This is a genomic window from Pseudomonas sp. NPDC090208 (genome assembly GCF_044746785.1).
Lineage (GTDB): Bacteria > Pseudomonadota > Gammaproteobacteria > Pseudomonadales > Pseudomonadaceae > Aquipseudomonas.
The window spans coordinates 70,705-96,391 of the sequence record NZ_JBIVCU010000010.1 but is presented as its reverse complement, the minus strand read 5'-3'; the positions used below and the strand labels follow the sequence as shown (position 1 = coordinate 96,391).

Below are 25,687 nucleotides of genomic sequence, written 5' to 3'. Positions count from 1 at the left end.
ACCCCTGTAGGAGTGAGCTTGCTCGCGATCAAGGTTTGTCAGACACAACGATTAACCCGACAGACAGCAATCGCGAGCAAGCTCACTCCTACAAGGACCGTTCAAGAACTGACGAGGACTCCATGCTCAACTACTCCGCCCGCCCCGAACTGCTCAAGGATCGCGTCATTCTGGTCACCGGTGCCGGACGAGGCATCGGCGCCGCCGCCGCACGCACTTACGCGGCCCATGGCGCCACCGTGTTGCTGCTGGGCAAGACCGAATCGCACCTGACGGCGATCTACGACGAGATCGAAGCGGCCGGTCATCCGCAGCCCGTGGTCATCCCGTTCAACCTGGAAACCGCCCTGCCCCATCAGTACGACGAGCTGGCGGCGATGATCGAAAACGAGTTCGGTCGCCTCGACGGCCTGCTGCACAACGCCTCGATCATCGGCCCGCGCACGCCGCTGGAGCAGTTGTCCGGTGAGCATTTCATGCGGGTGATGCACATCAACGTCAACGCGACCTTCATGCTCACCTCGACGCTGCTGCCGTTGCTCAAGCTGTCGGCGGACGCTTCGGTGGTGTTCACCTCCAGCAGCGTCGGGCGCAAGGGCCGTGCCTACTGGGGTGCCTACGGGGTCTCGAAGTTCGCCACCGAAGGCCTGATGCAGACCCTGGCCGACGAGCTGGACGGTCAGGGTTCGATCCGCGCCAACAGCATCAACCCCGGCGCCACCCGCACCGACATGCGCGCTCAGGCGTACCCGGCAGAAAACCCGCTGAACAACCCGACGCCGGAAGAAATCATGCCGGTCTACCTGTACCTGATGGGCCCGGACAGCGCGGGCATCAATGGACAGGCGTTCGACGCGCAGAAGAAATAGCGTCATCCCGCTCGCCGCGCTTGCGCCGGCGAACCCTGTGGGAGCGAATTTATTCGCGATGGGATCTTCCAGACGACAGATTTGCGCTGACTGGAATGCCTTTCGCGAATAAATTCGCTCCCACAGAGGGTATGCTCTTCGACACAAAGTCAGCGCAAGCCTGCCAATAGCGTCAATCCAATACCTACCGCCGCTGTCCCTCCGATCTTTCGCCGGTTTTCCGTCGCCTCTTTGTAGCCCGATCGCCTTGAAACCGATACGTTAGTCAATTCCAAGGCACCGGGCAGCACGTCATTGCCCCTCTAAAATCACAAGTCCATGTTTTACATGGATATTTATGTATTTTTGGAGGTTGGCATGACTTTCGCTCTGTCTACACCAGCCCCACAAGAGGCGCAGGAGCGAGAAATGAGTGTTCCGAACCGAACCAACGCCATCGATTTCGACAAGGCCAGATTGCAGCGCCACGGCTTTGCGATGCTGCACAGTGCTACCCAGTCGCCGGTCGACTTCGACCAGTTGCAACGCCGACTGAGCCTGCAACTGCAGACCAGCCTGGAAGCGGACAAGATTCTGGCAATGTTCTTCCATGGCGTTTGCCAGCTCATCCCTCTCGACGCCTTGAGTTACAAGCACCTGGGCACCGACCTGCGCCTGAGTTTCGGTGAGCGGGCGCGCAACAGCGCCAACTACTGCATGACCCACGAAGGCGAGCAGATGGGCGAACTGGCGTTTCAGCGCGAGCGTCGCTTCAGCGAACAGGAGCTGACCCAGCTCGAATCCCTGCTGACCAGCCTGGTCTACCCCCTGCGCAACGCTCTGCTCTACCGCAGCGCCAACCTCAGCGCCCTGCGCGACCCATTGACCGGTGCAGGCAATCGCATCGCCATGGAACAGTCGCTGACCCGGGAAGTGGAAATCGCCCGACGCCAGCAGCAACCGCTGTCGGTGCTGATGCTGGACATCGACCATTTCAAGGGCATCAATGACACCCATGGCCATGCCACGGGCGACGCGGTGCTCAAGGCCGTGACCGATGTGCTCAAGGATCGCCTGCGCAACATCGACCAGGTGTTCAGATTCGGCGGGGAGGAGTTTCTGATCGTGCTGACCAACACCGGTCGCGAAGCTGCCGCACTGGTCGGCGAACGCCTGCGCCATGCGGCGCTGCAACTGTCTTATCCGGTGCAAGGTCATCCGGTGGAATTGACGGTCAGTCTGGGTTGCTCGACGTTGCTGCCGGGGGAGTCCCCCGACAGCCTATTGCGTCGCGCCGACAGCGCCCTCTATGTGGCCAAGCGCCAGGGTCGTAACCGTCTAGAGATGGCAGGCTGAGGCTTCAGGCACCAAACGCGAAGCGACGCTCGCGTGGCCCTTTGACCTCCTGTTGCGGCCGTTCCATTGCCATGCAACGCTCCAGAAACAGGTACATGTACTCATAGCTCTTGCATACGGCCGTTGTCAGGTCCGCCCGCAATTGCTCGCTCGGGCTGTTGCCGGCCAGCGTGCAAATGATTTCCAGGGCTTCCCACGGATGCGCATCATCGTACTGCGCGTGCATCTTCAACCACTTCATGGCGCGCTTGCGCAGATCTTCCGGGAACAGGTTCGCGTAAGTGTCCTGAGAACATACGACTGCCGACCATTCGCCGGTGACGCCTTCGATTGCATAGTTGGTCGCTGCAATGGCAACCACCAGCGAGTCCGACGAACAGGTGTGCCAGCACCAGTGACTCAGTGCGTGCAACTCGGACGGTACCCGTTGTGCCTGCAGATCTTCCAGCGTGACCCCATGGGCCGCGCTCCAGTTTACCCAGTAATCGGCATGATTGAGCTCGACCCGGATATTGCGCATCAGCCAGCGCCGCGCCATGTCCTCGCCCGGATGCCGGGCAAAACGGGTCTTGGTCAGGTTCTGGCCCATGTAGACCGCAAACTGTTCGACCACAGGCCACCCGCCAATCAGATACTGGCGCATGGTCCTCGAACTCAGCTGTCCATCTCGCATACGTTGATACAGTTCATGCCCTACCACACGCTCCTTGGCCTCACTGCAATCCTTGATCAATTGCTGTGCCCAGACGGGGTAACTGCTGGCATCCATCAGCGGACCGGTTCTAATGAACATATCGATCACTGTGTAGCTCCTTCTAATGATGTTGCATGGGTCGTTCAGCGAAAAGTCCCAGGTGCGCTGAACAACATCGGGGTCTGCCTCGCGGGCCGTGCGTGCAGACGTTCACAGGTGAATAATTGCGGTCGCTCGATGACGTACCCCTGAGCGTAGTCCACACCGATTTCCAATAACGCCTGCTCTATCTGGGGGCTTTCGACGAACTCTGCAATCGTCTGTTTGCCCATTACGTGCCCGATATGGTTGATCACTTCCACCATCGCCCGGTTGACCGGGTCGTCGAGCATGTCCTTCACGAAACTGCCATCGATCTTGAGAAAATCCACAGGCAAATGTTTCAAGTAAGCGAATGACGACATGCCTGCGCAGAAGTCATCCAGAGAAAAGCGGCACCCCAGACTCTTGAGTTCGTTGATGAACCGGATAGCGCTGCCCAGATTGGCGATCGCACTGGTTTCGGTAATCTCGAAACAGATAAGTTCAGGGGGAATTGCGTAGATTTGGAACTGCTGTCGCAAATATTCAAGAAAAGCATCGTCGCCGATGCTGGTACCGGACAGATTGATCGCGCACACCGCCAGCGGACCGCTGTGGTTGTCGCTCAGGCATTCAGCAATGATCTTGAAGACGTTCTGCACCACCCAGCGATCGAGGGTGGTCATCATGCCGTAGCGCTCGGCCGCCGGAATGAAACTGTCCGGCAGAATCATCCGGCCGGACTCGTCGCGCAGGCGCAGCAGGATCTCCACATGGCCGTGGCGCTGCACGCCATCGCGATCGCGGCTCAGGGCAGCGATTTCCTGGGCGTACAGGCAGAAACGGTTGTCTTCCAGCGCCATGTGCAGGCGCTGGATCCAGGCCATTTCGCCGAAGCGGGTCGACAGTTCCGAGTCGTTGTCGTGGTAGACCTGAACCCGGTTGCGGCCTTTCTCCTTGGCCATGTAGCAGGCCATGTCGGCGGCACGCAGCGAGGCTTCCAGCGTGGTCGGCACATTGGACACATGCACCAGGCCGACACTGACGGTGGTCACGAACGGCCGACCTTTCCAGACAAAATGCAGGCTCTCGACGGTCTGGCGCAGGCCCTCGGCGATCTTCTCGGCCACCTCCGGCGGGCAGTGCTCCAGCAGAATGCCGAACTCGTCGCCGCCAAGCCGGGCCAGGGTGTCGCCCTCGCGAATGCCCTGTTGCAGCAATGCGCAGATATGCCGCAGCAACTCGTCGCCGGCCGCGTGGCCGCTGGTGTCGTTGACCAGCTTGAACTGGTCCAGGTCGAGGAACATCACCGCATGCCGTGCCGACTGATGCGCCAGGCCGTTGAGCGCCAGCTCCAGGCGGTATTCGAATTCGCGGCGGTTGGCCAGTCCAGTCAATGCATCGTGGGTCGCCTGCCAGGACAGATTGGCGATGTATTGCCGCTCCTGGGTCATGTCATGCAGCACCAGCACCGCCCCGCTGACCTTGCCTTCGGTGCGGATCGGCGAGCCCACCAGCGCCACCGACACGGTGCTACCGTCCAGACGCTGGATCAGCTTGGAGTGCTCGCTGCCACCGCCCAGCTTGCCGCTGAGGATGTGGTCGATCAGCGTGGAGCTGTCCTTCTGGTCGTTTTCGTCGAGCAGGTTGAACAGCGCCGCCAGCGGCAGGCCGGACGCCTGCTCGGTTTTCCAGTGGGTCATCTGCTCGGCGGCCGGGTTCAGGTAGGTGATCGAACCGTCGACATCGGTGGTGATCACGCCGTCACCGATCGATTCCAGGGTGATCTGCGCCCGCTCCTTCTCCATCTGCAACGCCGTGGCGAAGGCATGGCGCTGCTCCAGCAGCTTGTGAGTGCGCAACAACGCCAGAATGATCAGAAACACCGCTGTGGTCAGGTTGACCACCAGCAGAATGCGCAAAATGACCCGCGAGCCCTCGCCCAGCGCATCGCTGAAGGCCATGGCCGCCGGCGTCACCCCTTCGTTGATGGCATTGATGCGGCGCCGCCACTCCAGCACATCGCCGTTGGTGGCGCTGCCTTCGACGATATGCGCATGCATTTCCTGGGCGACTTCGTCGAGCTGGACCAGATAGCTGTCACCGATCTTCCACAGGTCGATGGCTTTCTGCAGGTAGCTGAAATGGCGGAAATTCAGATAGAGCCAGATGATGCTCTGCGCATCGTCGGGATGGTTACCACCCTGCAGAATGCCTGCAGTGGCGCGCGCGATGTCGGGAATCGGCTGGTCCATGGCCACCCGCAGATCGTGTCCGCCCTGGGGAATGGCAATGGCCTGCTGATACTTCAGGTAGTTGATCTCGTCGCGACTGTTGGCATAGAGATTCAGATAGTAAATGGCATCCTTCTGGCCCTTGGACCAGAGGCTCTCGCCCCCGACGTAGCTGCGCACCGCCGACATCATGTACAGGCTGACGCAGCCGAGCAGTGCCTGTAACAGCACCACGGCGATAAACGGCCAAACGATGCCCAGAAGCCGAGGCTTCTCCAGGGTCCGCATTTGCTTCATGGTGTCCCTTTCATCAGCACTGCCAGATACTCACGCCCCGGCTCAGGCAACCCGCCTGACACACTTGGGGCTTCGGCCAATTTCCACGATGCAGCGGTCAACGCTTACATTTTCTACCCGACCCTTACGGTTATAGCTGAACAAAAGAGACGTAAATATGACGCTTTTCACAGAATTGCGGCATAACGAGCTCAAGCTTAGCCCAAGAATTGACGTGTTCCACTGGCGAAACGCCATTTGGGACATTTGCCGCAAAAAACCGACAAGCTGTATCAGACCTGTTGCAGGTGCCCGTAAAGCCGTGCGTAGAGCCCGCCGTCAGCGATCAGTTGCTGATGATCGCCGTCCTCGGCAATGCGCCCGCCGTCGAAGACCAGCACCCGGTCCGCCTGTTTCACCGCCGACAGCCGGTGGGCAATGATCAGCGTGGTACGCCCATGCAAGAAGCGGTTCAACGCCTGATGCAGGTTGTATTCGGTGGCGGCATCCAGCGCCGAGGTGGCCTCGTCGAGAATCACCACTTTCGGGTCAGCAAGCACCATGCGCGCAATCGCCAGGCGCTGACGCTGGCCGCCGGAAAGACGCACGCCGGAACGCCCGACCACGCTGTCCAGACCTTGCGGCAAGGCGCGGATGGTGGCGTCCAGTTGAGCGATCTCCAGTGCCTGCCAGCAGGCATCATCGCTGCGTTCGCGGCCCATGAGCAGGTTGGCGCGCACGGTGTCGTTGAACAGCGCTGGATGTTGCAGCACCACGGCGACGTTCTCCCGCACGGTGTCCAGGCCGATGTCCTGCAGGCTGGCGCCGCCGAAGTGGATGGTGCCGGCCCTGGCGCTGTAAAGGCCGAGCAGCAACTGCACCAGCGTGCTCTTGCCGCCGCCGCTGGCGCCGACGATGGCGACCTTTTCACCCGGATTGATCGACAGGTCGAGCTGATCGAGCACCGGCTCCTCGTTGTAGCCGAAGCTCAGCCCGCGCACGTCGATACTGACCGTGTCCCGACCGGCAAACGGGTTGATCTGCGGCGGATATTGCGGCTCGTCGGCGCGCGCCAGCAGTTCATTGAGACGGGTCAGCGCGCCACCGGCGGCATAAAAGGCGTATTGCAGATTCAGCAATTGCTCGACCGGACCGATCATGAACCACAGGTAGCTGAACACTGCGAGCATGTGGCCGATGGACAGGTCGGAAAACAGCACGGTGAGCATCGCCGCTGCGCGGAAAAAATCGATGCCGAACTGGAACAGCAAGCCGCTGGCACGGCCTGAGGCGTCGCTTTTCCATTGCGAGGCCACGGCGTAGTCACGCACTTCGCGGGCACGCAAGCCGAGCAGGCCGAGAAAATGACCCTGACGGTTGCTGGCGCGGATTTCCTGAATGGCGTCCAGGGTTTCGGTCAGCGCCTGGGTAAACCGCGAAGTGCTGTCGTTTTCCAGTTTTTTCAGGTGCTTGACCCGCTTGCCAAGCTTGACCGTGGCGTAGATCACCAGCGGGTTGAACAGCAGGATCACCAGCGCCAGTTGCCAGTGCATCCACACCAGAATCGCTGCCGTACCGGTCAGGGTCAGCATGGCGACGAGGAATTTGCTCAGGGTTTCGCCGACGAACTTGTCCAGCGTGTCCAGATCGGTGACCAGATGCGCCGCCACGGTGCCACTGCCCAGGCTTTCATATTCCGCCAGGGCAATGCGCTTGAGGCGCTCGATCAGACGCAGGCGGATGCGGTAGACGATGTCCTTGGCCAGCCCGGCGAACAGCCGTGCCTGAACCACGTTGAAACACAGGGCACCGAGGCGCAGGCACAGGGTCGCCAACAGCATCAGACCGATGTAGCCGACCGGCTTGTGCAGGCTCGCCGGCAACAGATGGTTCATGAACAGCAGTGCCGAATCGCCCTTGCTGAGCAGCACTTCGTCGACCAGCAACGGCAGCAGCAAGGGAATCGGCACTGAACACAGCACGGCCAGCACCGCGACCGCATTGGCGGTCCACAGCGACTTCTTGTGAGTCAGGGCCAGTTGGCGGATGTGTGCCCAGCTCAGCCGGTCGACGCTCGCCAGTGGATCCTCAGCGGTGGTTGCCCGGGCGGGACTTTCCAGATCGAGGGATTCACGCACGGCCGGCGCGCTCCAGCCAGCGGCTGAGCAAGGGCGCCAATTCTTCCAGAGGTTGATAGCCGTTGGTCAACAGTGCCAGTTGGCCGTTGCGCTCGGCGAGCAAAGTGGGGAAACCGGCGATGCCCAAATCCTGTACCCAGGAAAAATCCGAAGCAGTGGCCGCATGCTGCTCTGCGCTGTCGAAGGCCTCGGCAAACTCGATGCGCGGCAGACCGGCTTTTTCCGCCAGTTCCGCCAGCACCGAACCGTGGGTGACATCACGGCCTTCCAGATAGAACGCCTGCTGGATCTCCCGCACCAGCTTCCAGGCAATGTCGGGCGCCAGACTGCGCGCCGCCACGATCGCACGGCAGGCCGGTTCGGTGTCGTAAACGAAACCGTCGGGCAGCGCACCATCAAAGCGGAACGCCTGGCCGGTGGTTTCATGCACCGCCTGCCAGTGTTCAAGAATGTAGCGCCGGGTAGCCGGCTCCAGCGAAGCACCGCTGCCGGTACGCAACCCGCCCACCACCAGATGCAACGGCACGTCCGCCGCCCGCGCCTGCTCGACCAGTGCATCGGCCACCGGGGCGAACCCCCAGCACCACGAGCACATGGGGTCCATCACATAGAGCAGGCGGGCGTGCATGACTCAGGCCTCGTTCGGTTGGTTGTCTTTGGCCTGTGCGTCCAGCAAACGGTAGTTGCGACCGATCGGATGCGGCTGGTTGCGCGCCTTGGCCAGTTCGATCTGCTTCTGCCGATCAATGGCACTGCGACGGGTCTTCTCGCTCAGCGTTTCCCAGCAATGCGGGCAACTCACACCCGGCGAATAATGCTCGCTGGCGCGGTCTTCAGCGCTGATCGGAGTGCGACAGGCATGACATTGATCGTAGTCGCCTTCGGTCAGGTCGTGGCGCACGGTCACGCGATTGTCGAAAACGAAGCAGTCGCCGCGCCACTGGCTCTCTTGCTGCGGGACTTCTTCCAGATATTTGAGAATGCCGCCCTTGAGGTGATAAACCTCTTCAAAGCCTTCGCCGAGCATGTAGCTCGAGGCTTTTTCACAACGAATGCCGCCAGTGCAGAACATCGCCACCTTCTTGTGCTTCGCCGGGTCGAAGTTGGCCTTGATGTACTCCGGGAACTCGCGGAACGTCGTGGTTTTCGGGTCGATGGCACCCTCAAAAGTGCCGATGGACACTTCATAGTCGTTGCGGGTGTCGATCAGCAGCACTTCCGGATCGGCAATCAGCGCGTTCCAGTCCTGCGGCTCGACATAGGTGCCGACCTTCTTGTTCGGGTCCACACCGGCAACGCCGAGGGTGACGATCTCTTTCTTCAGCTTGACCTTGGTGCGATAGAACGGCTGCTCGTCGCAGTACGATTCCTTGTGGTCGACATCGACCAGACGCGGATCGTTGCGCAGCCAGGCCAGCAGACCGTCGATACCTTCACGGGTGCCGGAAACGGTGCCGTTGATACCTTCTTCGGCGATCAGCAGCGTGCCTTTGATGCCGTTGTCGTTCATCGCCGTCAGCAGCGGCTCGCGCAGCTCGACGTAATCCAACAGAGTGACGAATTTGTACAGCGCCGCGACGACGATGGGTGCGGTTTGGGTCATGTAACGTCTCCAGGTGGCGACCCTCGCAAAGGGCCTACCGGATGAATTGATTCAGATAAACGCGTGCCGCCCGGGCAACGCGGCGCGGATTCTAGCAAAAATCGCGGGTTTGCAGACAGGGTGGTTGATCGACGGGGGATTGATGCAGGTCAATAACGGGTCGACGGCTGTGCAACCTGTGAGGGACTGGTGCCATCAATTGAGGGCTGACAGCCACGCAATCTGTGGGAGCGAATTCATTCGCGATAGTGGGTCAGGCGACAGAAATGCATCGAACACACCACCGCCTCGCGAATGAATTCGCTCCCACAGGAACAAGTGTCCTTTAGTGGCAACGCATTCATTCGCAAACGCGGGATACCGAACACGGAAAATCCGCTTCAGTCATGCCCACCGGCACAGGTCGGCGAAGCGGGCGCGGCGCCGAGCTGGGCCCACTCTTCCGGGGTGTAGGTGTGCAGCGCGAGGGCGTGGAATTCACCCATCAGGCCACCGAGCAGGCCGTAGACCTTCTGGTGGCGCTTGACCGCGTTGAGGCCGGCGAATTGCTCGCTGACCACCACGGCCTTGTAATGGGTGTCGGTGCCGCGGCTGTGCATGTGGCTTTCATTGAGTACCTGCAGGTACTGGGGCTGAAAGACCGCCAGCGCGGATTCGATTCGCTGTTGCATGCTCATGTCAGGCTTCGCTTATGGCTTCTTGGCCGGAGCCGCCTTGGTGTCGGCTGGCTTGCTGCCGGCCGGGGCCAGTTCGTTGGTCATGTCGGCCAGAAGCTTGTTGACCACCGGCACGGCGCTTTCCAGTTTGCTCTGGGTCAGCTGGAACGACTGCTGGCTGATCTGCGGCATCTTGGCCTGGACTTTTTTGCCCAGTGGAGACTGGTAGAAGGCAACCAGGTCTTTCAGCTCGGTCTCGGTGAAGTTCGAAGTGTACAGCTTGACCATGTCAGGCTGCAGCTTGTCCCAGCCGATCACTTGATCGAGGGCTGCATTGGCCTTGGCCTGGTAGGTTTCCAGGGTGGCTTGCTTGGACGCTGGCGCTTTGGTTTCGGCAAAACGCTGGGCAAACATCTGCTGCACTTGCATGTAGACCGGCGCACCCAACTGATCGGCATGGGCCAGTTTGAGGAAGGCTACAGCACTGGCTTCATGGCTGGCGGTGTCGGCAAAAACCTGGCCGCTGGCGCATGCCAGAGCGACTGCAGCACAGATGGCGCGAAGACGGGTCATCGAGTTTCCTTATCTAGCAGGCGAGGCAGAACCCCAAGGCCGGACATTCTGCGCTCCTTTGCACATTACGCTCAAGCCCCGACCCTACGAGCGGTTGCCTGCCGGATAATGGCGCCGGGGAACCGAATCGGCTTGCCGGGTACCAAGGTCTATACCAAAAGCTGAAGGCACCGGCTTTTGGGATGCAGCTAAACTGCGGTACTCGACCCCCAGAAGGAGTGATTCCAGTGAGCCGTACCGAAACCGACAGCATTGGTCCTATCGAAGTCCCCGCCGACGCCTACTGGGGCGCGCAGACCCAACGCTCCCTGATCAACTTCGCCATCGGCCAGGAACACATGCCGTTGCCGGTGCTGCATGCGCTGGCGCTGATCAAGAAAGCCGCCGCCCGGGTCAATGACCGCAATGGCGATCTGCCCGGCGACATCGCCCGACTGATCGAACAGTCCGCCGACGAGGTGCTCGCCGGCAAGCTCGACAACCAGTTCCCGCTGGTGGTGTGGCAGACCGGCAGCGGTACCCAGAGCAACATGAACGTCAACGAGGTGATCGCCGGCCGCGCCAACGAATTGTCCGGCAAGGGCCGTGGCGGCAAGGTGCCGGTCCACCCCAATGACCACGTCAACCGCTCGCAAAGCTCCAACGACTGTTTCCCCACCGCCATGCACATCGCAGCCGCCCAGGCGGTGAAAGAACAGCTGTTGCCGGCCATCGCCGAGCTGTCTTCCGGCATCGCCGAGCAGTCGTCGCGGCACATGAAGCTGGTCAAAACCGGCCGCACGCACATGATGGACGCCACGCCGATCACCTTCGGCCAGGAACTGTCGGCCTACGTCGCCCAACTCGACTACGCGGAAAAAAGTATCCGTGCGGCCCTGCCCTCGGTCTGCGAGCTGGCCCAGGGCGGCACGGCAGTCGGCACTGGCCTGAACTCGCCCCACGGTTTTGCCGAAGCGGTGGCTGCCGAGCTGGCCGCGCTGTCTGGCCTGCCTTTCGTCACCGCACCGAACAAGTTCGCTGCGCTGGCCGGCCATGAGCCGTTGACCGCGCTGTCCGGCGCCCTCAAGACCCTCGCCGTGACCCTGATGAAAATCGCCAACGACCTGCGCCTGTTGGGCTCCGGTCCGCGCGCCGGCCTGGCCGAAGTGAAGCTGCCGGCCAACGAACCGGGCAGTTCGATCATGCCCGGCAAGGTCAACCCGACCCAGTGCGAAGCACTGTCGATGCTCGCCTGCCAGGTCATGGGCAACGACGCCACCATCACTTTCGCCGCCAGTCAGGGCCACTTGCAGTTGAACGTGTTCAAGCCGGTGATCATCCACAACCTGCTGCAATCGATCCGCCTGCTCGGCGACGGCTGCCGCAACTTCAACGAGCACTGCATCGCCGGCATGGAACCGGACGCCGGGAAGATGGCCGAGCACCTGGAACGCGGCCTGATGCTGGTGACGGCGCTGAACCCGCACATCGGCTACGACAAGTCGGCGCAGATCGCCAAGAAGGCTTACAGCGAAGGCCTGACCCTGCGCGAGGCGGCGCTGCAACTGGGCTTCCTCACCGATGCCGAATTCGACGCCTGGGTCCGACCGGAAAAAATGCTGGAGGCCGGCAGCAATGGCTGAGCCGATCAGCGGCGCCACCCCACTGGAAGGGTATGGTAAACGCATCCTGATGGTCATCGGTTCGCCGAAGACCATCAGCCTCTGCCACGCGCTGGGCGATGCCTATGCTCAGAGCGCGCGCAGCCAGGGTCATGTGGTGCGGGTGCTGAAACTGGAGGAACTGGATTTCGACCCGGTGCTGCACGGCGGTTACGAATCGAGCCAGACCCTGGAACACGACCTGTTGCAGGCCCAGCGGGAAATCCACTGGGCCGAACATCTGGTGTTCGTCTATCCGGTCTGGTGGGGCGGCCTGCCCGCTCTGCTCAGCGGTTTCATCGACCGGGTGTTCATGCCCGGGTTCGCCTTCAAGGCTCACGGCCGTCATCACCCTTCCAACGAGTTGCTCAAGGGCCGTACTGCCGAAATGCTGGTCACCCTGGACACTCCGGCGCGCTACTTCCGTTGGGTATTCAAGGCGCCGGCACACCGGCAGATGATGCATTCGATTCTGGAGTTCTGCGGCATCAAGACCACCCGCCTGACCGAGTTCTCGCCGGTGCGCAATTCCACCGAAGAACAGCGTCAGCAGTGGCTACGCCAGGCTGAGGGATTGGGCAAGGAGTAAGTCATCCACCCGTGCCTGCGATCTCCACCTGTAGGAGCGCGGCTTGTCCCGCGACCGGCTGCGTAGCAGTCGTAAATCAGGTATACGCGGTGTGGCAGACAGACCGTGTCCACCGGTTTTACGACGACTACGTCGCCGGTCGCGGGACAAGCCGCGCTCCTACAGGGGAAAGCATCTGCCATAGGGACAGCGTTTGCTCGAAGGAGTACAGTGTCAATCAGCCAGCCCGCTTTTCCGTTTCACGCTGTGGATTCAGGCGGCCAGCCAGGTTTAGCCGTCCTGAATCGATCCGCAGACTCCCGTGAACGGAGAAATGGCTATGTTGAGCAAGCGCGAACAGGATGCCGATAACGCCGTGCACTTTCGCAGTGACCGCGTCTCCCGCGTCAATGGCCTGTATTTTTTCAGCACCCGTGAAAACACCCTCGAAGGCCCGTTCATGACCAAGGAAGACGCCGAACGGGAAACCGAAGCCTATATACGCCGCATGCTCGCCCATCGCGCCGCACAAACCGAGCCGCCTCCGTCGACGCTGAACGGCTGAGCCGTCAGGAGTGATTGCGCCGAAAGGTTTCTTCGCCCATCGCCGCGATCTGCCCTTCGATCAAGGCATCGAACGGGCGCAGCAAGGCCTCGAACGACGTGCCCGGCTCCAGCGTATGCAGGGCGTGGGTGATGGCTTCCAGCGTCGACAGCGCTTCAGCGGCAGGCGCCTTGCGCAGCCGGTAACGTGAGGCCGGCGCATCGCTCAGCGTCACCCGGGGCAAGGCTGCCAGCAGCGGGTTGAGGTGCAATAGCTTGCGTGCCTTGCGCCAGGTGCCGTCGGGCACCACCAGCAGCCACGGCTGACTGTCATCGCGGTAAGCCGTCAGTGGTTCGGCGCCCTCTCCCGGAAAAAGCAGTCGCGCCTGATAACCCGGCACGTTCAGCAGCGCGGCCAGATCATCGAACACCTCCCCCACCCGCAACTGCGCGTTGTTCAGCCCCAGCGCTGCCAGCCGCGCAGTGTTCAGCGCGTGATTGACCTCGCTGGGGTGCTGCAGGATAAGCACCCGAGTGCGGCTGTCGAGTTGCGGGATCAAGCCGCAAAGGCAATGGTTTTGCGGACGCAGGCAGCGTTCGCAGCGGGCGCGAGACATGGCCGGTTCCTCTTACAACGGGTTGAGCTGTGCTTTGAGCAGGTCGCGGAAGGTCTGGATCAACGGCTCGCGGCTGCGGCCCCGGCGCAGGATCATGGAAAATGGCGCCTGATAGCCGAAAGTCGCCGGCAATAGCACACGCAAATGCCCGGAATCGACCCACGACTGCGCGTAATGCTCCGGCAGGTAGCCGATATAGGCGCCGGACAGCACCAGAATCAGCTGCGCCTCCATACTTTCCACGGTCGCGGCACTGTGCTTGAAGCCGTGCCGGGCCAGCTCCGCCTGGCTCCAGTAACCGCGCCCGACCATGCGCTGCTGGGTAATCACCGGCTCCGGAATGCGCCGTTCGTTGAACAACGGGTGGCGGTTACTGCAATACAGCCAGTGCTGCTCGCGGTACAACGGCTGGTACAGCAGGCCGTTCATCCGCGTGGAAAACGAACCGATGGCCAGGTCCAGGCGGTTGTCCAGCACGCCCAGTTGCAGTTCGTACGGGCTCATCACCGACAGGTGCAGGTGTACGGCCGGGTGCTCTTCGCTGTAGGCGCCGATCACTTCGGCGAACGGCAACGCGCGGTCGCTGACGGTGGAGTCGAGCACGCCGAGGTTCAAGGTCCCGCGCAGTTCGCCCTTGAGCGCCGCCGCGTACAATTCAAACCCTTCCAGCTCGCCGAGCAGGCGCAGGGTTTCCTGATGGAACAGCTCGCCCTTGCTGGTCAGGCTGAAACCGCCACGACCACGATGGCACAGAACAATGCCCAGCGCCGACTCCAGCTGGCTCATGTAAGTGCTGATCGCCGAGGTCGACAGGTTCAGTTCCTGCTGCGCACTGGCAAAGCCCTGGTGGCGGACCACACAGCAGAAGATGCGCAGCAGTTTCAGATCGGGTAATGCACTGGCCATGATGCTTCCGGAGTTGTTGTCGCTGTCGATATCGTCTGGCGACACTGCTGGCGACCACACAAATCCTGTGGGAGGGAGCTCTGCTCGCGATGGCGTCAGCTCAGACACACTTGCATCGACTGAAACGACGCATTCGCGAGCAGAGCTCCCTCCCACAGGATTTGTGTAGCTGACACAATCAGCGTCTTACCCAGCCCTGCCAATTGGCCGGACTGCCACGAATAGGCGCAGCTTACCCGATAGTTCAGAAATCTCTGAACTAAGTATTTTGCCCCAGCGATTGTTCGCAGCCCGCGCCGTTCGCAGAATCGGCCTCAGCTTCCTACAACATTCATAACCACCGATGAGGCAATCCCGTGGACAAGATTTTCCACCAACCACTGGGCGGCAACGAAATGCCGCGCTTCGCCGGCATCGCAACCATGATGCGTCTGCCCCACCTGCAATCTCCCGTCGGCCTGGATGCCGCCTTTGTCGGCGTGCCGCTGGACATCGGCACCTCGCTGCGCTCCGGCACCCGCTTCGGCCCGCGTGAGATCCGCGCCGAATCGGTGATGATCCGCCCCTACAACATGGCCACCGGTGCCGCCCCGTTCGACTCGCTGTCGGTGGCCGACATCGGTGACGTGGCGATCAACACCTTCAACATGGCCGAAGCCGTGCGCATCATCGAAGAAGCCTACGACGGCATCCTCGAACACGGCGTGATCCCGCTGACTCTGGGTGGCGACCACACCATCACCCTGCCGATCCTGCGCGCCATCCACAAGAAGCACGGCAAGGTCGGCCTGGTGCACATCGACGCCCACGCGGACGTCAACGATCACATGTTCGGCGAGAAAATCGCCCACGGCACCACCTTCCGCCGCGCCGTGGAAGAAGGCCTGCTGGACTGCGACCGCGTGGTGCAGATCGGCCTGCGCGCCCAGGGTTACACCGCCGAAGACTTCAACTGGAGCCGCAAGCAGGGCTTCCGCGTGGTTCAGGCCGAAGAGTGCTGGCACAAATCGCTGGTGCCGCTGATGGCCGAAGTCCGCGAAAAAGTCGGCGACGGCCCGGTGTACCTGAGCTTCGACATCGACGGTATCGACCCGGCTTGGGCGCCAGGCACCGGCACCCCGGAAATCGGCGGCCTGACCACCATTCAGGCGATCGAAATCATCCGTGGCTGCCAGGGTCTGGACCTGATCGGCTGCGACCTGGTGGAAGTCTCCCCGCCGTACGACACCACCGGCAACACCTCGCTGCTCGGCGCCAACCTGCTGTACGAGATGCTCTGCGTACTGCCGGGGGTGACGCACCGCTGAGCCCCGGGCCCGCCGCGCAATAACGGCGGGCCTGATCAGGTGGGAGCGAATTCATTCGCGATGGAAATGGCAGGCGACATCACCGTGTTGTCTTTACCATCGCCTCGCGAATGAATTCGCTCCCACCGGTTACACGTCCGATCCAATATAAAAATTCACCGCTGACTGCCTGCGCCGTTTCAGCCGGATGATTCGCGATTCACTATAAAAACAATGAGTTGGAGATACTCCATGGCTTTAGATATTTTCGTCGTGCTGATCTACGCAGCCGGCATGCTGGTGCTGGGCTGGTACGGCATGCGCAAGGCCAAGACCCACGAGGATTACCTGGTCGCCGGGCGCAACCTGGGCCCGAGCCTGTACATGGGCACCATGGCCGCCACCGTGCTGGGTGGCGCTTCCACCGTCGGCACCGTACGCCTGGGCTATGTCCACGGCATTTCCGGTTTCTGGCTGTGCGCGGCACTGGGCGTCGGCATCATCGCGCTGAACCTGTTCCTCGCCAAACCGCTGCTCAAGCTGCGCATCTTCACCGTCACCCAGATCCTCGAAAAACGCTATAACCCGATGGCCCGTCAGGCCAGTGCGGTGATCATGCTGGCCTACGCGTTGATGATCGGCGTGACCTCGATTCTGGCCATCGGCACCGTCATGCAGGTGCTGTTCGATCTGCCGTTCTGGGTGTCCGTGCTGCTCGGCGGTGGCGTGGTGGTGATCTACTCGACCATCGGCGGCATGTGGTCGCTGACCCTGACCGACATCGTCCAGTTCGTGATCAAGACCGTCGGCCTGATGTTCATCCTGCTGCCGATCTGCCTGTACCGCGTTGGCGGCTGGGATCAACTGGTGGCGAAACTGCCGGCAGCCAGCTTCAGCTGGACCACCATCGGCTGGGACACCATCATCACCTACTTCCTGATCTACTTCTTCGGCATCCTGATCGGTCAGGACATCTGGCAGCGCGTATTCACTGCCCGCACCGAAAAAGTCGCCCAGTACGCAGGCTCGATCGCCGGTGTCTACTGCATCCTCTACGGCCTGGCCTGCGCCCTGATCGGCATGGCCGCTCACGTGCTGCTGCCGGACCTGGCCAACGTCAACACCGCGTTCGCTGCCATCGTCAAAGCCTCGCTGCCGGACGGCATCCGTGGCCTGGTGATCGCCGCCGCGCTGGCCGCGATGATGTCCACCGCCAGTGCCGGCCTGCTGGCAGCGTCCACCACGCTGACTGAAGACCTGCTGCCGAAGCTGCGTGGCGGCAAGCAATCGAGCCTGGGCGTCAACCGTCTGTTCACCGCCCTGACCGGCATCGTCGTACTGGCCATCGCGCTGGTGGTCAACGACGTGATCAGCGCCTTGACCCTGGCCTACAACCTGCTGGTCGGCGGCATGCTGATTCCGCTGATCGGCGCGATCTACTGGAAGCGTGCAACCACGTCCGGTGCCATCACCAGCATGGCGCTGGGCTTCGTCACCGCCCTGGCGTTCATGCTCAAGGACGGTCTGGATGCCAACACGCCGATCTACTACAGCCTGGTAGTCGGTCTGGTCAGCTTCGTGCTGGTCAGCCTGGTGTCGCCACGACCTGCGTCGGTAGCTTCCGCGGTGTAACGCTGTCGCAACAGAAAAAGGCTCCCCATCGGGAGCCTTTTTTATTTGTGCGCTCAACCATCCTGATCCGCCCCCATTCCTGCGGCTTGACCGCTCTGTAGGAGTGAGCTTGCTCGCGATGAGGGTTTAGCAGATGACACAACGGCGTCTGACACGGCGCCATCGCGGACAAGCGCGCTCCTGCAGGACAAACGCATGTTTTTTAGCGACCTCATGCGCAGTTACAAAAAAACCGCGACAGCCGCTCAATCCCGCGGGGAAAACTTGGGCTAGCCTTATTCGAGACACGACGGAGACCCGTAAACCTCCGCTCGCCGCCAGTCGTTGAAACCTCTGTTTTGAAGTCGGGGTGATCGTCGAACACATCAAAGCAGAGGCCCGCCATGGACCGTACCGAAGTCAAACAGCACGTTCTCGATACGCTCGGAAAAATACTGGTCGACAAGTCTCTGATTCAGGAAAAGGACGACGCCCTGCTCTCCGAGCTGGTGCTGGACGAAGATGATTTCGCCGAGTTCTTCGCCAGTCTGCAAAGCGATTTCAATATCGTCCTGCCCAACCGGGTCAAATCCGATATTTCTCACCTGCCCGAGCACTCGGCCTACCGGCAACTGACCCTGCAAGGGCTGATCGATCTGATTCTGGTGCAGATGAAAGGCCGCAAGAAACACTGAACACGCGGCATGCGCCAGCGACTTTCACGGAAGGCAGAAACAGGAAGACCGGCCAGAAGCCGGTCTCGAAGGCAGCGGGCTATGCGCGATAGCCCGGTTGATGGTGATGGTTCAGTCGCCCCGTGGCTCAACGCCGCGGACGACGACGCTCGTCATCGTTGGTGCGAACGGGAATGGGCTGCAACTTTGGTCGCTCGATCAGACCCAGTGCGACACCGACATCGTGAAGCCACTCTTGCACTTTACTGTTCATTCAACGCCCCCTTGGGGAAATACCCGGCAGCCAACTTCTGATACACATGCAGTGGATCATGCCTCTAACAGATCATAGTGCTAGCTGGCACTTTACGCCTGCTACCAAGTGTCGCGGCAAAAATTTTCCCGTTCTTTACCTTCTGACCTGTCCGCAGCCTGAACAGGTCGTCGCGAGCGACCGGCGGTAGCCTCCTCAGCCGGTGACGGCCGGGGCACCCGCCAACCCTTCGTGGGCCTGGCTGCGGCGGGCAAACAGATAGAACAGCGCCCCGCCGAGGAAGCAGCCGGTGAACCAGGCGAAGTTGGCCATCGGCTGCAAGGCCGGCACGAAGGTGATCGCGATGCCCGCCAGCGTCGCCAGTACCAACGCCTTGACCGCGGTGTAGTTGACCCCACCGTTGTACCAGTAACGCCCGCTCGGACCGTCGTTGAACAATGCATCGACATCGATCTGCTGCTTTTTGATCAGGTAGTAATCCACCAGCAGGATGCCGAACAGCGGGCCGATGAACGCGGCCAGCACGTCCAGGGTGTAGTGGATCACCTGCGGGTTGTTGAACAGGTTCCACGGGGTGATGAAGATCGACGCCACGGCAGCGATCATGCCGCCGACACGCCAACTGATCTTGCTCGGCGCAACGTTGGCGAAATCGAATGCCGGCGAGACGAAGTTGGCGACGATATTGATGCCGATGGTCGCGGTGACGAAGGCAAAGGCGCCGAGCAACACGGCGACGTCATTGTCGATGCGCGCCACCGTCGCGATCGGGTCGTGGAGCATCTCGCCGAACACCGGCAGCGTGCCGGAGACAATCACCACCGTGACCAGCGAAAAGGCCAGGAAGTTGACCGGCAGGCCCCAGAAGTTGCCGCGGCGAACTTCCGACATGCTCCGGCAATAACGGCTGAAATCGCCGAAATTGAGCGTCGGCCCGGAGAAATACGACACCACCAGCGCGGTGGCCATGATCACTTGGGAAAACGCCTCCCAGCCTGTCAGCGATTTCTCCGACAGGGTGAAGCTGATGTTGGCCCAGCCGGCTTTCCAGACAATCCAGCCCGCCAACAGAAACATCACCGCGTACACCACAGGTCCCGCCCAGTCGATGAAGCGACGGATCGAGTCCATGCCGGTCCAGAACACCGCCGCCTGCACCAGCCACAGCGCCAGAAAGCCGAACCAGCCCAGATACGACAGGCCGGCGAAGTGCGGCTCGGCGTACACCGCCATGCTCGGAAAAAAGCGCAGCACCACCACGATCAGCGCACTGGAGGCCAGATACGTCTGCACACCGTACCAGGCCACCGCGATCAGACCGCGAATCACCGCCGGAATGTTCGCCCCGAACACGCCAAAAGCCAGCCGACAGATCACCGGATAAGGCACGGCAGCCTGTTGGCTGGGCTTGGCCAGCAGATTGGCAATCACCTGAATGATGCAGATCCCCACCAGCAAGGCGATCAGCACCTGCCAACTGGCAAGGCCCAGGGCGAAAAGGCTGGCGGCGAAGACATAGCCGCCGACGCTGTGCACATCACTCATCCAGAACGCAAAAATGTTGTACCAGGTCCACTTCTGCGGCAGCGGCCCCAGGTCCTGGTTGTACAAGCGGGGGCTGTAGCCCTGTGGCACTGGCTCGGTCATCGCATTTCTCCCTGTATGAACAGGCTGGCCCCCGCACCTTGCCTTCAGGCCACACTGCGTACGGGAGCAAGCGTGAGTTGTATACGAACCAATAGGCAGAATGCGTGCCATCGCCTGTTCGATGCGCGCAAAGCTGCACCACAACAGGCTTTCGGGAACATCTGTAGGGATCAAGAAGCAGGCGAAGGATCAGATCAACGCCCGCAGACAGTGCAGCCATGCCTGCTCAAGGTGCGTTTTGGTACACGGATCCAGTAGAAAGAAGACAGGACAATACGATGTATACAAAAAAATACTCGTATTGTCCTTTTTTGCAGAGGTGAGAAATACCGGCATCACTCCGGCAATTGCATCAGACCATCCTCATCGGTCATGGCCCGTTCCAGTAGATCCGCCGGCAGGTTCTTGCTGGCCCGCGCGCCCAGCAATTTCAACTGCTCGCTACGGCTGACCAGGTTGCCACGCCCTTCGACCAGCTTGTTGCGTGCCGCGCCGTAGGCCTTGTCCAATTGCTGCAGACGATTGCCGACCTCGTCCAGGTCCTGGATAAACAGCACGAATTTGTCGTACAGCCACCCTGCCCGCTCGGCGATTTCCCGGGCGTTCTGGCTCTGTCTTTCCTGCTTCCACAAGCTGTCGATGACCCGCAACGTGGCCAGCAACGTGGTCGGGCTGACGATGACGATGTTGCGGTCGAAAGCCTCCTGAAACATCGTCGGCTCGGCTTGCAGCGCTGCGGAAAACGCCGCTTCTATAGGCACGAACAGCAACACGAAATCCAGGCTGTGCAAGCCTTCAAGACGTTTGTAGTCCTTGCCGGACAGGCCTTTGACGTGGTTGCGCAGTGATTGCACGTGCTGTTTCAGCGCCGCTTGGGCGATCACCTCGTCTTGCGCCCCGACAAATTGCTGATAGGCGGTCAGGCTGACCTTGGCGTCGACCACCACCTGCTTGTCGCCCGGCAACATGATCAGCACGTCTGGCTGGAAACGCTCGCCATCAGGGCCTTTGAGGCTGACCTGGGTCTGGTATTCGCGGCCTTTTTCCAGCCCGGCATGCTCCAGCACCCGTTCCAGAATCAGCTCACCCCAGTTGCCTTGGGTTTTCTGGCCTTTAAGGGCCCGAGTCAGATTGGTCGCCTCATCACTCAGGCGCTGGTTGAGCTGTTGCAACCGCTCCAGTTCTTTGCCCAACGAGAAACGCTCCCGCGCCTCCTGCTGATAGCTCTCCTCCACGCGTTTTTCGAACGACTGAATGCGCTCCTTCAACGGCGTGAGCAGTTGCCCTAGTTGCTGCTGGCTGGTTTCCGCGAACCGCTGCTCGCGCTCGTCGAAGATCTTGCCGGCCAGTTCGGCGAACTGCGCCCGCAACTCATCCCGCGAGCCTTGCAGATCGTTCAGGCGTTGCTGATGGCTGTCCTGTTGCTCGCGCAGCTCGGCGTTGAGCGAGGCGCATTGCGCATCCAGGCGACGCAGCTCCGCCTCTTTGACGCCGCGTTCGCGACTCCAGTCGTCCTGCGCTTCGCGCGCGGCGTCGTGCTGCTGGCGCAGCAACTCGACTTCACGCCGCAATGCCGCCAGATCCGCCTGCTTCACACTATTGGCCTGGCCCAGATCGCTGATCTCGTCGCGGCAGGCGTCGAGCTGGGCATTGAGCCCGTCCTGCGCCATTTGCGCCTGGCTCAGTCGCTCGTCAAGCAACAGCGAGTCAGCCTCGCGCTGCGTCAGCCGACGCTGTTGCTGCCAGGCCAACGCCAGCAACGGCAACGCCGCCGCCCCCAATCCCAGCAACAGGCTGGTCAGGTCAAAAGCCATCACGTTTCCCCACCTCCATCGTGCATGCGCGGCATTATGCGCAGAACCGACGATGACGTCAGATCCGCTTGCATATAAACGGATCGATCAGCTTTAAAAGTGCTGAAACGCGTGCTAGAGCAAGCGCCGGGGACAATCCACAGATCCTGTGGATAACTCAGTGGACAACGCCCCTCCAACCCCCGCAAACGCAGGCAGAATGGGGCCTGCGTTCAAACTGACGATTTTTTCACCAACGAAAAAAAGCGATGATTTTCATTGACTTAATAAATCGCTACATGAAATCAACCTGTTATGACTCAATGTGGCAGTGGCACGGCTGATGGCCGGTTCAATGTGCACAAGTCAATTTCGATTGGCTATAGCAAGCCTTTCAAAAGGTCATAATGGTCATTCTCTGGACAAAATCGCGGCAGTTCGCCACCCAAAAAGCCATCATTCCTGTTGTAACGCCTGATTTACACAAACGCCGTGTTGAGTGCTGCTCGACAGGTATTTCGTCTCTCCGGCTTTCCTTTCGCCAATCGATCAGGTAAAGTGCCCGCCGTTAGTACCAAGCTGAAAGTCAATTCTGGTCGGACACATCCTCCGAGTTCACACTGCCGTCGCGCAGGTGGAATCGAAAAAAGGACCGGCCACCTCGATGGTTTCCAGACATGTACCCAACCGGCCATGCCAGACAGGCACAAGGCGCGCGGTTGATCATGGCCTGCTCAAACCAGCCTGCAAATTGATCAGGATCTTCACCTCGAGCACTGAACCTTTGCTCCTGTCGTGATGCCTGCCCTCCGAAGTACCTACCGGTCAGCCCAGCGCCACACAATTACCGCGCTTCAACTGGCTGCTCTTGTTCCAGACAGGTTCTGCGCCCAGCCTTCGACTCGCATTCGAGCGACCGCCCGCGTTTACTGGAACGTTTTTAGTTTGCACGCCTCTATTTGCGTGTCGATTCAGGAAACACCACAACATGACTACTCAACACCAGACCCAGGATGCTATCCGCACCCTCACCAACGCCTTTGCACCGATGAACTGCCTGATCATGGCCGCACGCAAGGGCTGCTTCAGCTTTACCCTCGTCAACGAGCACGGCATTGCCCGTCACAGCGAACGCCTGTACCCCGACCAGTACTCCAGCCCGGAACCGCTGCAGGCTGTGATCGACCGCACGCGCCAGGCGCTGACCGCCTGATACCGTTCGTCGGCAAACAGTGTTTCGCAAAAAGCCCCGCTTTAAACAGCGGGGTTTTTTTTGTGCCTGTTTTTCTTGCAGAAAAACAATCCGTTTAATCGCCATCCGATATATGCGCGCGGAAGTAAATCGGGAAATATTTTAAAAACAGCCCTTTACGCCGAACATATGACACTACACTTCAAGTCAAGCGGTCTGAGCCGCTTCCGGTGGGCCCGTACTCCATCCACTGCTGCCAAGCGCCAGGGCTCGCCGGCTCATTTCGTTTCCCGAGGGTGTCATGGGAATTGCTGCCAGTGAATTGCGCCGTTATGTGATCCGCCCCACGCTGATCTACCTCGGACGCCACCAACCCGCCGCAGAATGTTGCCTGCTGGCGGTTGCCGCCAGTCAATCCGCCCTCGGTGCCGAGCTGGACAGCCAGCGCGGCCACGGCCTGTACAGCATTCCCGATCTGAGCCATCAGCAGCTGTGGGACAACTACTTGGCCCGCGATCCGGACCTTGCCAGCCTGGTAAGAGGCCTGGCCAGTCAACATGCGTTTTTCAGCGGGCCGGATCTGGAACTCACCGTCAATCTGCGTTATTCCACTGCAATTGCCTGGCTGATGGTCGAAGCCAGTCACCTCCCCCTCCCCGCCGAAAATGACCTGTTGGGAATGGCGCGAATTTGGCGCCAGATATTTCACCCCAAAGGCCGTCTGCAGGACTTCACACGTGCCTGGCACACCTCGATTGCGCCCCTGTTTCAGGCCGAACCAGCCATTTTGTGACTTGGCAGTTTCTCTGAACATGGCAGCGAATTTTCAGGATTGTCCTACAAAAACTGCTCTAACTCGCGTGATCCAGCCTATAGCGCGTTATGAAAAATATTGGTAATTTCCGCGCGGTGATCAACAAGGAGTTCTAACAATGAAAAAAACAATGATCAAATCCAGCCTCAGTCTCGCCATCACCCTCGCCTCCACCCAGATTTTCGCATCCGGTTTCGCCCTCAACGAACAAAGCATCAGCGGCATGGGTACCGGTTATGCCGGTCGCTCCTCTGCAGCCGACGATGCCAGCACCGTTTACGGCAACCCGGCCGGCATGTCGCGCCTCAAACGCCAGCAAGTGACTGTGGGCGTTGCAGCGATCGATGCCAAGACTGACATCTCCGACGCCAGTGGTACCCACGCCGGGACCAACAAGGGCGACATGGTTCCATTCACTGCCGTGCCGATGGGTTTCTACGTCAACCCGATCGACGATCACTGGGCCTTCGGCTTGGGTGTTTACGCACCGTACGGTCTGGTCACCGACTACGAAAGCAGCTTCCAGGGCCAGAACTTCGGCAGCAAGAGCATCGTCAAGGTCGTGACCTTCCAGCCGACCGTCAGCTACGCCTTCAACGACAAGGTGTCGATCGGTTTCGGCCCGACCATCAACCGTATCTCCGGTGCACTGGAATCGACCCTGAACGTCAGCGGCCTGACCCTGCCGGTCACCGGTCGTCCTTCCGGCGACGGTCGTGTCCAGGTCAAGGGCGATGACGTCGGCTACGGCTTCAACGTCGGCCTGCTGGTTCAAGCCACCGACAGCACCAGCGTAGGCCTGACCTATCACTCGAAAGTCACCTACAAGCTCGACGGCCACACCGAAGTGCGCACAGGCGCCGGCGTCCCGGCTCCGCTGCTGAACAGTGCACGCTACGACGCCAAGCTGAGCCTGGACACGCCTGAGTCCGTGGACTTCTCGATCACCCAGAAGCTGACCGACGACTGGAAACTCTACGCCGGTTCCGCCTGGACCCGCTGGAGCCGCCTGAAAGACATCACCGTGAAAAACTCCGGCGTGATCCCGGCAGTCGGCGGCGTTGCAGCGCCGGCTCTGGTCGGCACCATCACCGAAGAGCAGAACTGGCACGACACCTGGGCTTATGCCGTGGGTACGTCCTACCAGTTGAACAAGCAGTGGGTACTGCGTACCGGTCTGACTTTCGACCAGTCGCCAACCAACAACACTGATCGTTCGCCACGCATCCCGACCGGTGACCGCACCATCTTCAGCATCGGCGCTGGCTACAGCCCGACCGAAGACATCACCATTGACGTCGCTTACTCCTACCTGGATGAAGAGACCGTCAAGATCAACCGCACCAACGCACTGGGTCAGCGTTACTCGTCCAAGTACGACAACAGCGCCAACGGTTTCGGCCTGGGCCTGACCTACCGCTTCTGATGCAGTTGGCGGGACCGGCCATCACCGGTCCGCCATACAGAAAACCCCGCAGCCAGCGATGGCTGCGGGGTTTTTCTTTGAGGACCGGATTGCTCCGCTCTGTAGGAGCGCGCTTGCCCGCGATCGGCGACGCAGTCGTCGTAAATCCTATGCATGCGGTGTGCCTGACAGGTTGCATGGTCTGCTAACGCAGCCCTGTTTCGCCTGGCGGCGAGTTACTTGGAAAAGCCCCAAGTA

23 protein-coding genes are annotated in these 25,687 nt (G+C 60.6%); 11 read left to right on the top strand and 12 right to left on the bottom strand.

Annotated features, from left to right (window positions below; translation table 11 throughout):
- Positions 1-122 precede the first annotated feature (122 nt).
- Both ACIPL0_RS17685 and ACIPL0_RS17680 read left to right on the top strand, forming a co-directional pair.
- Positions 123-869: a YciK family oxidoreductase gene (locus tag ACIPL0_RS17685; RefSeq protein ID WP_400592192.1), complete on the top strand. Its 747-nt coding sequence runs from the start codon at positions 123-125 to the stop codon at positions 867-869.
- 408 nt (positions 870-1,277) lie between these two features.
- Complete coding sequence (locus ACIPL0_RS17680) at positions 1,278-2,204, top strand: GGDEF domain-containing protein (protein WP_400592195.1); 927 nt, start codon at positions 1,278-1,280, stop codon at positions 2,202-2,204.
- 4 nt (positions 2,205-2,208) lie between these two features.
- Here ACIPL0_RS17680 and ACIPL0_RS17675 read toward each other — a convergent pair whose 3' ends face one another.
- The 7 genes from ACIPL0_RS17675 to ACIPL0_RS17645 all read right to left on the bottom strand — a co-directional run bounded on the left by ACIPL0_RS17675 (position 2,209) and on the right by ACIPL0_RS17645 (position 10,459).
- Positions 2,209-3,006 (bottom strand): TenA family transcriptional regulator, encoded by a 798-nt coding sequence (locus tag ACIPL0_RS17675; RefSeq protein WP_400592197.1) that lies wholly within the window; start codon positions 3,004-3,006, stop codon positions 2,209-2,211.
- 35 nt (positions 3,007-3,041) lie between these two features.
- On the bottom strand, positions 3,042-5,510 hold the full coding sequence (locus ACIPL0_RS17670) for an EAL domain-containing protein (RefSeq protein WP_400592200.1): 2,469 nt from the start codon (positions 5,508-5,510) through the stop codon (positions 3,042-3,044).
- Positions 5,511-5,782: 272 nt separating this feature from the next.
- Positions 5,783-7,570 (bottom strand): ABC transporter ATP-binding protein, encoded by a 1,788-nt coding sequence (locus tag ACIPL0_RS17665; RefSeq protein WP_400593893.1) that lies wholly within the window; start codon positions 7,568-7,570, stop codon positions 5,783-5,785.
- Positions 7,571-7,619: 49 nt separating this feature from the next.
- Entirely contained in the window at positions 7,620-8,222 is a 603-nt protein-coding gene (locus ACIPL0_RS17660; protein WP_400593896.1) for a DsbA family protein, read from the bottom strand.
- Positions 8,223-8,258: 36 nt separating this feature from the next.
- The gene (locus tag ACIPL0_RS17655; protein WP_400592203.1) at positions 8,259-9,230 is read right to left on the bottom strand and encodes a rhodanese-related sulfurtransferase; all 972 of its coding nucleotides are present in this window, start codon (positions 9,228-9,230) and stop codon (positions 8,259-8,261) included.
- A 380-nt stretch (positions 9,231-9,610) separates the two neighbouring features.
- Positions 9,611-9,907: a BolA family protein gene (locus ACIPL0_RS17650; protein ID WP_400592205.1), complete on the bottom strand. Its 297-nt coding sequence runs from the start codon at positions 9,905-9,907 to the stop codon at positions 9,611-9,613.
- A 12-nt stretch (positions 9,908-9,919) separates the two neighbouring features.
- On the bottom strand, positions 9,920-10,459 hold the full coding sequence (locus ACIPL0_RS17645; protein WP_400592208.1) for a DUF2059 domain-containing protein: 540 nt from the start codon (positions 10,457-10,459) through the stop codon (positions 9,920-9,922).
- A 227-nt stretch (positions 10,460-10,686) separates the two neighbouring features.
- Here ACIPL0_RS17645 and ACIPL0_RS17640 point away from each other — a divergent pair, with 227 nt between their 5' ends.
- The 3 genes from ACIPL0_RS17640 to ACIPL0_RS17630 all read left to right on the top strand — a co-directional run bounded on the left by ACIPL0_RS17640 (position 10,687) and on the right by ACIPL0_RS17630 (position 13,232).
- Positions 10,687-12,081: a class II fumarate hydratase gene (locus tag ACIPL0_RS17640; protein ID WP_400592211.1), complete on the top strand. Its 1,395-nt coding sequence runs from the start codon at positions 10,687-10,689 to the stop codon at positions 12,079-12,081.
- Positions 12,074-12,688 carry an NAD(P)H-dependent oxidoreductase gene (locus tag ACIPL0_RS17635; protein ID WP_400592213.1) on the top strand — a complete coding sequence of 205 codons (615 nt, stop codon included), beginning with the start codon at positions 12,074-12,076 and terminating at the stop codon, positions 12,686-12,688. Before ACIPL0_RS17640 ends, ACIPL0_RS17635 begins: the two co-directional genes overlap by 8 nt.
- A gap of 319 nt (positions 12,689-13,007) precedes the next feature.
- Positions 13,008-13,232, top strand: coding sequence for a DUF6316 family protein (locus ACIPL0_RS17630; RefSeq protein ID WP_400592216.1), 225 nt, complete (start codon positions 13,008-13,010; stop codon positions 13,230-13,232).
- A gap of 4 nt (positions 13,233-13,236) precedes the next feature.
- Here the strand turns inward: ACIPL0_RS17630 and ACIPL0_RS17625 are convergent, their stop codons facing one another.
- Together ACIPL0_RS17625 and ACIPL0_RS17620 are read right to left on the bottom strand one after the other, a co-directional pair.
- The gene (locus tag ACIPL0_RS17625; RefSeq protein ID WP_400592219.1) at positions 13,237-13,827 is read right to left on the bottom strand and encodes a tRNA-uridine aminocarboxypropyltransferase; all 591 of its coding nucleotides are present in this window, start codon (positions 13,825-13,827) and stop codon (positions 13,237-13,239) included.
- Between the two features lie 12 nt (positions 13,828-13,839).
- Entirely contained in the window at positions 13,840-14,733 is an 894-nt protein-coding gene (locus ACIPL0_RS17620) for a LysR family transcriptional regulator (protein WP_400592221.1), read from the bottom strand.
- A gap of 356 nt (positions 14,734-15,089) precedes the next feature.
- On the opposite strand from ACIPL0_RS17620, the gene speB reads away from it, so the two are divergent.
- The 3 genes from speB to ACIPL0_RS17605 all read left to right on the top strand — a co-directional run bounded on the left by speB (position 15,090) and on the right by ACIPL0_RS17605 (position 18,325).
- On the top strand, positions 15,090-16,040 hold the full coding sequence (speB, locus tag ACIPL0_RS17615; protein ID WP_400592224.1) for an agmatinase: 951 nt from the start codon (positions 15,090-15,092) through the stop codon (positions 16,038-16,040).
- 231 nt (positions 16,041-16,271) lie between these two features.
- The gene (locus ACIPL0_RS17610; RefSeq protein ID WP_400592227.1) at positions 16,272-17,651 is read left to right on the top strand and encodes a sodium:solute symporter; all 1,380 of its coding nucleotides are present in this window, start codon (positions 16,272-16,274) and stop codon (positions 17,649-17,651) included.
- 383 nt (positions 17,652-18,034) lie between these two features.
- On the top strand, positions 18,035-18,325 hold the full coding sequence (locus ACIPL0_RS17605) for a hypothetical protein (protein ID WP_400592230.1): 291 nt from the start codon (positions 18,035-18,037) through the stop codon (positions 18,323-18,325).
- A 127-nt stretch (positions 18,326-18,452) separates the two neighbouring features.
- On the opposite strand, the gene ACIPL0_RS17600 is transcribed toward ACIPL0_RS17605, so the two are convergent.
- The 3 genes from ACIPL0_RS17600 to rmuC form a co-directional block, all read right to left on the bottom strand.
- Entirely contained in the window at positions 18,453-18,578 is a 126-nt protein-coding gene (locus ACIPL0_RS17600; protein WP_400592233.1) for a PA1414 family protein, read from the bottom strand.
- 195 nt (positions 18,579-18,773) lie between these two features.
- Positions 18,774-20,225 carry an NCS1 family nucleobase:cation symporter-1 gene (locus tag ACIPL0_RS17595; protein ID WP_400592236.1) on the bottom strand — a complete coding sequence of 484 codons (1,452 nt, stop codon included), beginning with the start codon at positions 20,223-20,225 and terminating at the stop codon, positions 18,774-18,776.
- Between the two features lie 335 nt (positions 20,226-20,560).
- Positions 20,561-21,925, bottom strand: coding sequence for a DNA recombination protein RmuC (gene rmuC / locus ACIPL0_RS17590; protein WP_400593899.1), 1,365 nt, complete (start codon positions 21,923-21,925; stop codon positions 20,561-20,563).
- Between the two features lie 1,081 nt (positions 21,926-23,006).
- On the opposite strand from rmuC, the gene ACIPL0_RS17585 reads away from it, so the two are divergent.
- The 3 genes from ACIPL0_RS17585 to ACIPL0_RS17575 all read left to right on the top strand — a co-directional run bounded on the left by ACIPL0_RS17585 (position 23,007) and on the right by ACIPL0_RS17575 (position 25,450).
- A complete protein-coding gene (locus ACIPL0_RS17585; protein WP_400592239.1) occupies positions 23,007-23,231 on the top strand; it encodes a hypothetical protein in 225 nt (74 codons plus the stop codon).
- A gap of 280 nt (positions 23,232-23,511) precedes the next feature.
- Positions 23,512-24,003: a hypothetical protein gene (locus ACIPL0_RS17580; protein WP_400592241.1), complete on the top strand. Its 492-nt coding sequence runs from the start codon at positions 23,512-23,514 to the stop codon at positions 24,001-24,003.
- 139 nt (positions 24,004-24,142) lie between these two features.
- Positions 24,143-25,450 (top strand): OmpP1/FadL family transporter, encoded by a 1,308-nt coding sequence (locus ACIPL0_RS17575; protein ID WP_400592244.1) that lies wholly within the window; start codon positions 24,143-24,145, stop codon positions 25,448-25,450.
- Positions 25,451-25,687 lie beyond the last annotated feature (237 nt).

Excerpts from the sequence above, each read along its gene's own strand:
- ACIPL0_RS17685 (WP_400592192.1), top strand. The coding sequence starts at position 123 with ATGCTCAACTACTCCGCCCGCCCCGAACTGCTCAAGGATCGCGTCATT.
- ACIPL0_RS17680 (WP_400592195.1), top strand. The coding sequence starts at position 1,278 with ATGAGTGTTCCGAACCGAACCAACGCCATCGATTTCGACAAGGCCAGA.
- ACIPL0_RS17670 (WP_400592200.1), bottom strand. The coding sequence starts at position 5,510 with ATGAAGCAAATGCGGACCCTGGAGAAGCCTCGGCTTCTGGGCATCGTT.
- ACIPL0_RS17660 (WP_400593896.1), bottom strand. The coding sequence starts at position 8,222 with ATGTGCTCGTGGTGCTGGGGGTTCGCCCCGGTGGCCGATGCACTGGTC.
- ACIPL0_RS17655 (WP_400592203.1), bottom strand. The coding sequence starts at position 9,230 with ATGACCCAAACCGCACCCATCGTCGTCGCGGCGCTGTACAAATTCGTC.
- ACIPL0_RS17650 (WP_400592205.1), bottom strand. The coding sequence starts at position 9,907 with ATGAGCATGCAACAGCGAATCGAATCCGCGCTGGCGGTCTTTCAGCCC.
- ACIPL0_RS17645 (WP_400592208.1), bottom strand. The coding sequence starts at position 10,459 with ATGACCCGTCTTCGCGCCATCTGTGCTGCAGTCGCTCTGGCATGCGCC.
- ACIPL0_RS17635 (WP_400592213.1), top strand. The coding sequence starts at position 12,074 with ATGGCTGAGCCGATCAGCGGCGCCACCCCACTGGAAGGGTATGGTAAA.
- ACIPL0_RS17630 (WP_400592216.1), top strand. The coding sequence starts at position 13,008 with ATGTTGAGCAAGCGCGAACAGGATGCCGATAACGCCGTGCACTTTCGC.
- ACIPL0_RS17625 (WP_400592219.1), bottom strand. The coding sequence starts at position 13,827 with ATGTCTCGCGCCCGCTGCGAACGCTGCCTGCGTCCGCAAAACCATTGC.
- ACIPL0_RS17620 (WP_400592221.1), bottom strand. The coding sequence starts at position 14,733 with ATGGCCAGTGCATTACCCGATCTGAAACTGCTGCGCATCTTCTGCTGT.
- ACIPL0_RS17610 (WP_400592227.1), top strand. The coding sequence starts at position 16,272 with ATGGCTTTAGATATTTTCGTCGTGCTGATCTACGCAGCCGGCATGCTG.
- ACIPL0_RS17605 (WP_400592230.1), top strand. The coding sequence starts at position 18,035 with ATGGACCGTACCGAAGTCAAACAGCACGTTCTCGATACGCTCGGAAAA.
- ACIPL0_RS17600 (WP_400592233.1), bottom strand. The coding sequence starts at position 18,578 with ATGAACAGTAAAGTGCAAGAGTGGCTTCACGATGTCGGTGTCGCACTG.
- ACIPL0_RS17595 (WP_400592236.1), bottom strand. The coding sequence starts at position 20,225 with ATGACCGAGCCAGTGCCACAGGGCTACAGCCCCCGCTTGTACAACCAG.
- ACIPL0_RS17585 (WP_400592239.1), top strand. The coding sequence starts at position 23,007 with ATGACTACTCAACACCAGACCCAGGATGCTATCCGCACCCTCACCAAC.
- ACIPL0_RS17580 (WP_400592241.1), top strand. The coding sequence starts at position 23,512 with ATGGGAATTGCTGCCAGTGAATTGCGCCGTTATGTGATCCGCCCCACG.
- ACIPL0_RS17575 (WP_400592244.1), top strand. The coding sequence starts at position 24,143 with ATGAAAAAAACAATGATCAAATCCAGCCTCAGTCTCGCCATCACCCTC.